This is a genomic window from Haloarcula pellucida, assembly GCF_014647235.1.
Classification (GTDB): domain Archaea; phylum Halobacteriota; class Halobacteria; order Halobacteriales; family Haloarculaceae; genus Haloarcula; species Haloarcula pellucida.
The window spans coordinates 290822-302217 of record NZ_BMOU01000003.1 but is presented as its reverse complement, the minus strand read 5'-3'; the positions used below and the strand labels follow the sequence as shown (position 1 = coordinate 302217).

Here is an 11396-nt window from a genome sequence, read left to right as displayed (position 1 = left end):
TTACGTACCCCCCTCAGTCAGCTCGTTTTCGCGGAGTCGGGAGACAGCACGCTCGAAAGTGTACTCGCCGACGAGTTTGGCCAGGTCCCTGTTGTGTTCGTTCATCTCTTCGCCCGATTTGGCGTTGATCCTGAACTCGGAGCCCACTTCGTCTGCTGTCGCATAAAAGGTCTCACCGGACTCGGGGATGTAGCCCGCAAAGAGGTCGACTTGGCCCTCGTCGTACTGGTCAGTGAACAGGCGATATTTCCATGGCGTGTCGGTATCCCGGTTCGCCTTCTTTACCTGCACCCGAAGTAGTTCGTCGTCCGCGTCCGCGACGAGGTCGTACTTGTACTCGCCATGGGTGTAGGACACGCGGCAGCCGTTCGAAACGAGAGCAGCCGCCACGGCGAACTCGGCTAGTTCGCCGTCGACGTGGCCCTGATTCCGTCCCATTAGATCACCTGCTCGTCGACGACCTTCGGCACGATCTCAGCGTCGGCGAGCGGCCCAGCGTTGATCTCGACACCGTGCTTGTGGTTCGGCTGGTACCCTTCGGTCGTTATCTCTGAGAGCGCGCGGTCAGCCCACTCCGAGGGGATTCGCTTGTCGATGGTCTGGCAGCGGTCGTCGATCTCCGCTGCCAGGGCCTTGAACTCTGCCAGCGGTGAGAGGTCGTCGACGTCCTCGACACCCGCGTCGTCGGCCATCGCTTCGAGGAACCCCTCGTCGACGACCGAGGGGTCGTCGAGACCGGTTGCGAGCGAGGCGAGCAGGCGTTCGTCGTCGGTCAGCGTATCGAACGGTTCCCCGTCCTCGTCGAGGCGGTCTGCCCCTTCGCGCTCGAAGTAGTAAGTCATGAAGAGGATGCCCGTACTGGAGTAGTGATCCGACCCCTTGAGTCGCCAGTTGAAGTAGTCGAACAGGTCGGCCAGGTGCGCCTCGACGGACTCGTCTGCTGGCTTGGCGTACTCCTCGCAAGCGCGTTCGAGTTCGCCGAGGGCGTCGATCCATTCCTCTCGCCACTCGTCGACGGCGTTCCAGAAGTTGTCCGAGAAGGTGTCCTGGAACCACTCTTCGCCGTTGCGCTCGCGTAGTTTCGCCAGCGTATCCACGCGCTCCCGGGTCTCCTCGCGGAAGGTGGCGACTTTCGGCGCGAGTTCCTCGACGAGTTGTCGATCCTCGTCCTCGAAGTCGCGTTCGTCGGTGCTTCCCAGTTCTTGGAGTACGTCCTCGAAGACGCTGATCTGGTTGAGCCCGCTCGCACAGCGCTCGTACTGCTCGGCGGCTTCGGCCTGCTCACTCGTCGAGAGGGATTCGTCGCTCCGGCGTCGATTTGCGGCACTGCGGCGCTCTCGGAGTTCGGCCTTCCGGGGTTCGAGGTACTGATTGGCGAGTCGGTCCAAGAGTCCCGAATCGAGGCTATGGTAATCGACGAAGCATGCAAAGCCCTCACCCATCGAATCGGCAACAAGGCGTTCGGTGGTGAGCTTCCAGAGGATCGGCGTGTTCTCCATCCTGTCGACGTGGTAGTCGAACAGGTCGTTCTCGATGAACGCTCGGAGGTTGGGGTAGGCCTCCTCGGTGGCGGACTTGGCCCCGAGAATTTCGTCGACTTCGACGAGGCGGTCCCCGGCATACTCGCCGTAGGCGTCCTCGAAGCGCTCGATGATCCGGTCGAACATGTCGGCTTGGTCTTCGGTGCTGTGGATGGGAATGATGCCGTCTGACTCCTCGCGAGCGGCTTCCATCGCGAAGTGGTGGACGAGGTCTTTGATTTCACGCTCGATATCGAATCGCGTTTCCGCGACATCACCTGCTTTAGCCTGTGTGCCACGAAGTGTAATCTCTCGCTGAACTGCCTCTCTGGTAGATTCTCCGAAGTCAAGAGCGCTATAGATATGATCGTCCAACTGATCAGCGTATTCCTCTAACTGTTCCGCATGTGACTTTCGGCGCGCAATAACTGCTTGCGAACACGTTTTAAACGAGTCTCCTTCCGCGATACCGCCTTCCGCCTCCGAGGCGGGAGTTTGTTGATCTGTGAACTGATGAGATTGATAAAAGAACCCCTCATTGGACGTAAGTAAAAGCAAGGACGGGCCCACATAGTATGGGCTCGTGGGGTCGTCGTATTGTTGTTTAATCGCAGTATTGTATTGGTTGATGCCAATCTGTTCCAGCGTTTCGTTACGAATTCTTTTGATCCAAGGTAGCCGTCCTACGTCTCCTTGATTCCACTGTCGTTCTGGCGTGAGTGACAGCATAACCATGTGATATAGCTCGGAATTCAGTACAACCATAAGCTCCAAGGGTGGGACAGCTGTTGGAAACACCATCGACCCAGCAACGTCGAACCTGTTCCCAGCCGGCAAGTATCCGAATCTACGTCCGGTGTCCTTTATATAGGTCCAAGTCAGACCCTCTTTACCATAGTAGTCTGAATTTTGGAATCTGGCGCTATCGATTCGCTGTATTTCGCGGGCATCATCGGACCAGTGAACCATTTTTGGTACAGCCGGCGCAATCCAAGCATCACTCCCACCCTTCGCGTACGGTTTGTATGATGCGTCGTCGGGAACCTCCCAGTGCTGCCGCAGAAATCGGTCGTTGTTACCTGTCTGGAGACCGGTCGCGATGTTGGCGATACTGTCGCCAGCGATTTTTGCGACTTCAGCGTCAAGTTTTACATCTGTGTCGTGGAGTCGTCGAATTTCTGGAGGGACATAATAACTGATCGGGTAGCCTGGAATCCTGCGAAAATCAGACATCGGAACACGATATCGTCGCTGGACACCATCGATGGAATCGTTGGACAGGATAGAAGAGAATGTAACTTCCTTTGATTTTGGTTCTAAGTCATGGAGGCGATAGAAAGTCCCAGTCGATCCGTCTGTTGTCGTCCCTGATCTAAGAACGGTCCCCACAGTTCGGACGGTGGCGTTATCCAAGATACCCAGACCGAATTCTGCAAGGAAATCGAACGAACCCGCACGTTCGACGAAATCTTTTCGAAACGCTTCGAACGATTTCTTGAACATGAATGATCTGGGCATTAAGACGCCGATCCGCGCGCCCTCCCGAACAATACCGTTACATTTTTCGACAAACGAAATATAATAGTCTGGGAAATATGTATATCTATTTTCGACATATTTCTGGACAGTATCCGGCATTCGTTTACGCGACCCATACGGCGGATTCATCAGCGCCACGTCGTAGTCCTGGGCCAAAATGTCCAGTAGCCGTACGAAACTCCGAAGGTCCTGCGCCAGGAGCGAATCTTCGTCCCGGTGCTGACCCACGGCCTCCCGCAGACTGTGGAGGACCTGCCCGAGCGTGTGACTTTCCCGAGGGTCGTCACCCAGCGTCAATTGCGTGCCGCCCGTCTCGCTGTCGTCCTCGAACAAGTCACCGAGCGTCCCGCGAACGTCGAGCAGACTCCCGAGTCCGTTGACCTCCTCGAAGGCGTCGAGGATTCGACGGAGGGCGTCCTCGACCTTCGGATCGTCGCCGGCCACCTCGTCGAACACTGCCTCGACGCCCTCGACGTCGGCCACCGTCGCGTCCGCACAGACGATACCGACCTCTGGCATGTCGAACCCGTCAGCACCGTCGGCCTCTGCGCGGGTTCGACCCTTCAGATACAGATTGAACGCCGCGAGCTGGCAGGCCCGCATGTCCAGGTCGACGCCGTAGAGATTGTGCTGGAGAATCTTCCGTGGAATCTCCTCCTCGGAGAGGTCCGTCTCGGCACGCCAGATGCGCTCCAGTACGTCGAACGCGTACAGCAGGAAGTGTCCGCTCCCACAGGCGGGGTCGATGACGCGAAGCTCCTCCGGGTGGTCGAAGTCGGTCGGCTCCCCCTCTTCTTCGGAAGGAACGAGATAGGTACAGAAATCAGCGATGTCGGGCGACTCGTCGGGAGAGAGCGGACGGTTCTTGCGCTCGTCCGGCGAGAGGCGCTCCTGGGTGTCGACGACGTCTTGCAACTCGCCGGTGTGTTCGAGGTAGAGTTTCCCGAGTGAGTTGTCGGTGAGCATCCGGACGACCCAGTGGGGGGTATAGAACTGGTTCGCCGCGGGAACGTCTTCAGGGTCGAGGCCTTCGCGGTCGCCTTTGCGGCGCAAGTCGTCGAGCAGCTTGACGTTGTAGTACTCGTAGACCCATCCGAGTACGTCGTCGGCCCGCCAGACCTCGTCGGGGACGGAGTCGAGCATGTCACAGAGTTCCTCGAACGTATCGTCATCAGGATCGACGAGGCTGTACGCCGACGAGCGATCGAAGAGTAGCTCGATTTCCTCGGCGAGGGCGTCACACTCCCGGTGGTAGGCTTCGAGGATGGCCTCGTCTTCCAGGAGGAACTCCTCGTGGACGAGCGTCTCCGCGGCCGGCGTGAGGCCGTTCTCCTTGAACACGGTGACCTCCTCGTCGACGAAGTCGCGCACCTCCATACATCGCAGTGCGGCGAGTCTGTTGACGATCGTATACCCGACGCCCGTGACGTACTGTTCGTAGCCGTCCGCCCAGTCGTTGCCGTCGACGGCTTCCAGTTCGATCGCCTCTACGAGCGACGCGATGTCCTCGTTCGAGACGTCGCCGGCCGCGGGGCCGTCGTCGAGTCCCTTCTGTGCGAGTTGAAATCGGACGTTGTCTTCGACGCGCTCGCGCATCTCGGTGACGACGGCTTCGAGATGTTCCCGTTCTTCCTTGTCGAGTTGGGCCTTCCGCTGGGAGGAGATAGTGTCCGCCATGAGGTCAATGAATAGTTACTACCATCTTTCCCGGGTATATCAACCTTGGCGAAATTGGTACACAGCGCTACTCTTGCGTGATCGTGACGAAGTTCAGGACGAACTCTTGCGGGAGAACGCCGCCGTGGTAGAAACGGGCATCCGGAAGTCCCTGGTTCCTGAATCGCTGAATCGGGTCGGTCAGGATGCTGATTCTGGTATCGTCGTCGAGATAGCCCAGGTGGGTGTCTTCGTCAAGCAAGACACCAGGGGCGTCGTCGTCCAGATCCGCGCCGGCGACCCACCGACGGGTCACCTTTTCGGCGTTGCTCGGTGGATGCAGGTCGTCGATGTCGACGTGCCGTGGAAGTGAGACGAAGCCGTGGTCAGAGAGGATGTACGCACGGTCCCACTCGCCCTTCCGGAGCTTCTCGGTGATGATCCGGGAGATAGCGTCGATACGGTCGCTGAACAGCTCCTCGAAGTCCGTGAGTTCCTTCTCGCCGGTCTCGTCGATGTCGTTCCAGTAGTAGGCGACGCGCGTGTTGCTCCAGCCGACCTCGTCGTCGGCGTCCTGCATGATGTAGCTCCAGCCGTCGTTTTCGAGGAGCGTCTGTCGGCGGTGATTCGTGATCTTGCGTCCGTTCCGTTCAGGAACGAGTTCACCGTCCTGCAGTTCGATGTTGAAGCTGAACTTGCTGCCGGGGGTGAGCGCGGCCTTCCCGAACTCGGTGTCGGAGGGGAGGGTTCCCACCCACTTGCTCTCGTCAACTTCGAGCTTGGGAAGTTCGCTCCGAATGGACTCTGCGAGTTCGTGTGCGAGGTCGAAGCGCAGGGCGTCGACGATGAACAGCGCGACGCTCTGACCGCTCTGGAGGTGTTCCTGCTCCTCGGCGAAGAACTGGTGGGCGTGATTCTCGCCGACGAACGGCGAACCGGCCTCGATCTGATCCTCGACGAGGTCGCCCAGATCGGTGAGGTACTCCAGATATCTGGATTCGACCAGCGACGAGCGGAGGTCTTCGAGTTTCGCGGTAGCAGGATGCTCCTCTGGAAGAGCGGTTTCCGGTTCGCCGGAGACGATGAGGTTGAACACGGCGTTGTCGATCTGCCACGTTCCCTCCTCTACGTCGCCGTACAGCTCCACGACATCGCCAGTATCGCCGCCCTCCTCCCAGGTTTCGAGTTCGTTCGCGAGCGTCGCGATGTCGACCGCCTGGTCCCAGAGCTGTGTCCACGGAACGTCGCCGTAGGTCGCGTCGAGGCGCTCGTGGCGTTGTTCCGCCTGGGTCGCACACTGCTCGTAGTCGCCGGCGTGGAACGACTGCGTCCACTCGTTCCAGAGGCGGTGTTCGAGCGAGGCGTCGACGGGACAGTCGACGAGCTCCCACGGGTCGTCGTAGGTGCGAAGAACGTCGTGCCAGAACCGCTGGTCGGGATCGAGATAGACGCGAGCCAGTTCCTGCTTGCGTTCGGTCTTGCTCAGGACGGAGCGGAGTTCTGGTCTGGAGACGCCGAACCCACTGCTGGATTCGGGCTGGTACTCCCGTGGGAGTCGGGATTTGTCCAGTCCCTCGTCGACGAGCCACTCTGCGACGGCCCAGCGTCGCGTTCGTTCGACGATCGTCTGGGCGTCGCTTTCGCCGTCGACGGCGGCCACGCCGTTGTCGACCAGGAGATCCCGAATCTCGATCAGGTCGTCGTCGCCGGGGAGGTTCTCGGTGCCGTGTTCGAGGACGAACTGCACGGGATCGTCGTGTCCGTCGAGGACGATCCGGGTTTGGAGACTCTGGAGGTCGGGTAACCCACCCTCTCCGTCGAGTCCATCTCCGAGGATATCTGCGACCTTGTCCCGTTCGTCCCTCCCTTCGGTTTCGTCGACTTCGGCGTCTTCGAACGCTGTCCGGAGGGTCGCCGCTTGAAGGCGATCGTTCTCGAAACAGCGGGCTGCGAGCTTCCCGATGTGCTGTTCGATCACGTCGCCGGTGTGTTCGACGTCTTTGAACCAGTCGACGTCGTCGCTGCGTGCTTGCGGGACGTACCAGACGGTTCGGTCCCGTGGTGCCTCGGCGCGAAGTTCCAGCGGCGTCTGTTCCGCGGCCCGAAACGCACAGCCGAGTTGGTGGCTGGTGTTTCGGACGATATCTCGGAGGTAGCCGCCGTCGTCCCACCAGAGGACGACAGGCTCCTCGTCTGCGGCCTCGTCGATAGCACTCTCGATAGCGTCGTGGGCGCACTGTGGGAGTGTCTTCGTTGCAGGCATGCTTAGAGAACGTCATCCTCCACCGTCTTCGGGACGATTTCAGCCTGAGCGAGCGGTGTGATATTGATTTCGACGCCGTGCTTGTGGTTCGGCTGGTACCCTTCGGTCGTTATCTCTGAGAGGGCGCGGTCAGTCCAGTCCGAGGGAATTCGCTTGTCGATGGTCTGGCAGCGGTCGTCGATCTCGGCTGCCAGGGCCTTGAACTCTGCCAGCGGCGGGAGGTCGTCGACTTCGTCAACGCCCTCGTCGTCGGCCATCGCTTCGAGGAACCCCTCGTCGACGACCGAGGGGTCGTCGAGACCGGTTGCGAGCGAGGCGAGCAGGCGTTCGTCATCGGTCAGTGTATCGAACGGTTGCCCGTCATCGTCGAGGAGGTCTGCTCCTTCGCGCTCGAAGTAGTAGGTCATGAAGAGGATGCCCGTGCTGGAGTAGTGGTCCGACCCCTTGAGTCGCCAGTTGAAGTAGTCGAACAGGTCGGCCAGGTGGGCCTCGACGGACTCGTCTGCTGGCTTGGCGTACTCCTCACAAGCGCGTTCGAGTTCACCGAGGGCGTCGATCCATTCCTCTCGCCACTCGTCGACGGCGTTCCAGAAGTTGTCCGAGAAGGTGTCCTGGAACCACGCTTCGCCGTTGCGCTCTCGCAGTTCCGCCAGCGTATCTACACGCTCGCGAGTCTCCTCGCGGAAGGTGGCGACCTTCGGAGCGAGGTCCTCGACGAGTTGGCGGTCCTCGGCGTCGAAGTTGCGCTCGTCGGTGCTTCCCAGTTCTTGGAGTACGTCCTCGAAGACGCTGATCTGGTTGAGTCCGCTCGCACAGCGCTCGTACTGTTCGGCGGCTTCCGCCTGCTCACTCGTCGAGAGGGATTCGTCGCTCCGCCGGCGGTTGGCGGCACTGCGTCGCTCTCGGAGTTCGGCCTTCCGGGGTTCGAGGTACTGATTGGCGAGGCGATCCAAGAGTCCCGAATCGAGGCTGTGATAGTCGACGAAGCAGGCGAAGCCCTCGCCCGTCGAGTCAGCGATGAGTCGTTTAGTGGTGAGTTTCCATAGGATTGGTGTGTTCTCCATCCTTTCGACATGGTAGTCGATCAAATCATTCTCAATGAATGCTCGGAGGTTGGGGTAGGCCTCCTCAGCGGCGGACTTGGCTCCGAGAATTTCATCTACTTCGATGAGGCGATCTTCTGCGTACTCGCCGTAAGCATTCTCGAATTGCTCAATGATGCGGTCAAGCATATCGAGTTGGCTGTTGGTGCTGTGGAGGGGAATGATGCCGTCGTCCTCCTCACGCACAGCCTCTATCGCGAAATGATGAACGAGATCTTTGACCTGTTGGTCGATGTTGTCCGGAATTTCTGGAATTGACTCGGGATCGGGGACTTCACGATCTTCGGGGTCCTCAGCTGTCCGGAGAAAGATTTCTTGACGGATATCTTTTCTTGTACTCTCGGAGATGTCCAGCGTGTCGTATATCAAATCATCAATCTGGTCAGAGAGATCCTCTAGCCGCTGCTGATTTTCCAACCTTCGTTTATATATCTCTCTCGTGGCCTCAGGGATTGATTCGTCCTTGTTAACTGAAACTACCGCCCTATCTTGCTCAGCCAAATCCGAGTGAGGATGTTCATAGTTAGTTTCTGATGCTTCTGCTGGTATCAATTCAGCCTCCGCATAGAATGGGCTCTTGGGATCACTAGATCGCAGTTCAACAACGATTTGGTATTGCTCTTGAGCGAGTGTTTTCAGCTGATCTACTTTCTCAAGAGAGTCATGCCATGGCAAACTCCCTACCTCACCCGAATTCCAGTGTCTTTCTGTCGTTATTGAGAGCATCAGGCAATGATACAGAGAAGAATTGAGTATTGCCAGTGTTTTCCAGAGAGAGATTTCCGTCCGAGGAATGAGCATGTATCCCGTATTACTGTATAGCCCCTCAGACGGGAAGTATCCGAATCTCCTTCCTGTCCTTTTTATATATGTCCAGGTCAGGCCCTCTTTGCCGTAATGCTCCTCATTCCTTGTTCGGAACTCGCTAGGTGACCTTTTTATTGTCTCACCAGATTCGTTCCACTCAACAGTCTCATGAACCTGTGGAACCATCCATGCCACCGGTCCTCCCTTTGAGATCGGTTTGAACGTCCCGAAGTCCTGTATTTCCCAGTGAAGCCGAATAAATCGATCATCATCCCCTGTTGTGAGTCCTTGACGAGCATACGCAATTGAACCTCCATCGATGTCTGCCTGCTCGGCGTCAATCTTCAATTCCTCATTATGCAACTGTCTGACTTCTTGAGGAATGGAATAGCAAATCGAAGTTCCAGGAATAGATGCGAATTCGCTTAAGCCGACCTCGAAGTGGCGCTTTACCTCCCCTACCTCAGAACACAGTGTTTGAACGAATACCGTTTCTTTCTCTTTTGTGTCAATATCGTGTAGGCGTAGGAATGTCCCCTTGCCGCTAGTATTGTCAGTATTCGTCCGCACTACCGTACCAACCGTTCCGACAGTCGCGTTGTCGAGTATTCCGTATCCGAACTCAGCTAAGAAATCAAATTGCCCCCGTTCCCCGACAAAGTCTTCTCGGAAGCTTTGGTATTTGTCTTTAAACATATAGCTCCAAGGAACAAGCATCCCAACTCTTCCGGTGACTTTTGTAATTGATTCGCAGACTTCGAAGAAATTGATGTAGAACTCAGCGGCATATTCGTAATTATCCTCCACGTAATCTTCGACGATGTCTGGCATTCTATTGACCGAACCATACGGCGGATTCATCAGCGCCACGTCGTAATTCTGCGCCAGAATGTCCAGTAGCCGAACGAAGCTCCGAAGGTCCTGTGCGAGGAACGAATCCGCGTCCCGGTGTTGGTCGACAGCCTCCCGGAGACTGTGGAGGACCTGCCCGAGCGTGTGGCTCTCGGTGGGGTCGTCGCCCAGCGTGAGTTGTACACCCTCGGTCTCGCTGTCGTCCTCGAACAGCTCGCCGAGCGTTCCACGTACATCCAGCAGACTCCCGAGTCCGTTGACCTCCTCGAAGGCGTCGAGGATTCGACGGAGGGCGTCCTCGACCTTCGGATCGTCGCCGGCCACCTCGTCGAACACTGCCTCGACGCCGTCGACGTCGGCCACCGTCGCGTCCGCACAGACGATACCGACCTCGGGCATGTCGAACCCGTCAGCACCGTCGGCCTCTGCGCGGGTCCGCCCCTTCAGATACAGATTGAAGGCCGCGAGCTGGCAGGCCCGCATGTCCAGGTCGACGCCGTAGAGATTGTGCTGGAGAATCTTCCGTGGAATCTCTTCCTCGGGGAGGTTCGTCTCGGCACGCCAGATACGTTCCAGTACGTCGAACGCGTACAGCAGGAAGTGTCCGCTCCCACAGGCAGGGTCGATGACGCGAAGCTCCTCCGGGTGGTCGAAGTCGGTCGGCTCGCCCTCCTCTTCGGAGGGGACGAGATAGGTACAGAAATCGGCGATGTCGGGCGACTCGTCGGGAGAGAGCGGACGGTTCTTTCGTTCTTCAGGGGAGAACCCTTCCTGCGCTTCGACGACGTCCTGTAACTCGCCGGTGTGTTCGAGGTAGAGCTTCCCGAGTGAGTTGTCGGTGAGCATCCGGACGACCCAGTGGGGGGTGTAGAACTGATTCGCCGGAGGGACGTCCTCGGGTTCGAGGCCTTCTCGGTCGCCTTTGCGGCGCAGGTCGTCGAGCAGCTTGACGTTGTAGTACTCGTAGACCCATCCGAGCACGTCGTCGGCCCGCCAGACCTCGTCGGGGACGGAGTCGAGCATGTCACAGAGTTCCTCGAACGTATCGTCGTCGGGATCGACGAGGCTGTACGCCGACGAGCGATCGAATAGAATCTCGATCTCTTCAGCGAGAGTATCGCATGCACGATGGTACGCCTCCAGAATGGCCTCATCTTCGAGCAGGAACTCCTCGTGGACGAGCGTCTCCGCAGCGGGTGTCAGACCGTTCTCCTTGAAGACAGTGACCTCCTCGTCGACGAAGTCACGAACCTCCATACAGCGGAGCGCAGCCAGCCGATTGACGATTGTGTAGCCGACGCTCGTGATGTACTGCTCGAAGCCATCGTCCCAGGAGTGACCGTCCACGGCTTCAAGTTCGATCGCCTCGACGAGTGACGACGTATTCTCGTCGAGCGCGTCCGTGTCATCTGGCTCGTCGTCGAGCCCTTGCTGCGTAAGCTGGAATCGGACGTTATCTTCGACCCGATCTCGCATCTCGGTAACGATATCTTCCAGATGTTCGCGTTCGGCCTTGTCCAGTTGCGCCTGCTGCTGAGAGAGAGAATCACTTTCCATACGAAGATACCTGTATGCTACCTTCCACTGACAGCAGTGACTTCAATGTTGCCGACGCCGCCCGGCCTTCTACCGCTAATCACCAGGATCATTGGGGCA

General features: G+C 58.2%; 4 protein-coding genes. All 4 read right to left on the bottom strand.

Annotated features, from left to right (window positions below; genetic code table 11):
- Nucleotides 1-438 carry a group I intron-associated PD-(D/E)XK endonuclease gene (locus IEY28_RS11140; RefSeq protein WP_188997402.1) on the bottom strand — a complete coding sequence of 146 codons (438 nt, stop codon included), beginning with the start codon at nt 436-438 and terminating at the stop codon, nt 1-3.
- On the bottom strand, nt 438-4736 hold the full coding sequence (gene pglX / locus IEY28_RS11135; RefSeq protein ID WP_188997400.1) for a BREX-5 system adenine-specific DNA-methyltransferase PglX: 4299 nt from the start codon (nt 4734-4736) through the stop codon (nt 438-440). Before pglX (IEY28_RS11135) ends, IEY28_RS11140 begins: the two co-directional genes overlap by 1 nt.
- Before the next feature lie 67 nt (nt 4737-4803).
- On the bottom strand, nt 4804-6978 hold the full coding sequence (gene pglZ, locus IEY28_RS11130) for a BREX-5 system phosphatase PglZ (RefSeq protein ID WP_188997397.1): 2175 nt from the start codon (nt 6976-6978) through the stop codon (nt 4804-4806).
- 2 nt (nt 6979-6980) lie between these two features.
- Nucleotides 6981-11297, bottom strand: coding sequence for a BREX-5 system adenine-specific DNA-methyltransferase PglX (gene pglX, locus IEY28_RS11125; protein ID WP_188997395.1), 4317 nt, complete (start codon nt 11295-11297; stop codon nt 6981-6983).
- Nucleotides 11298-11396 lie beyond the last annotated feature (99 nt).

Coding starts and splice junctions, on each gene's coding strand:
- IEY28_RS11140 (WP_188997402.1), bottom strand. CDS start 438: ATGGGACGGAATCAGGGCCACGTCGACGGCGAACTAGCCGAGTTCGCC.
- pglX (WP_188997400.1), bottom strand. CDS start 4,736: ATGGCGGACACTATCTCCTCCCAGCGGAAGGCCCAACTCGACAAGGAA.
- pglZ (WP_188997397.1), bottom strand. CDS start 6,978: ATGCCTGCAACGAAGACACTCCCACAGTGCGCCCACGACGCTATCGAG.
- pglX (WP_188997395.1), bottom strand. CDS start 11,297: ATGGAAAGTGATTCTCTCTCTCAGCAGCAGGCGCAACTGGACAAGGCC.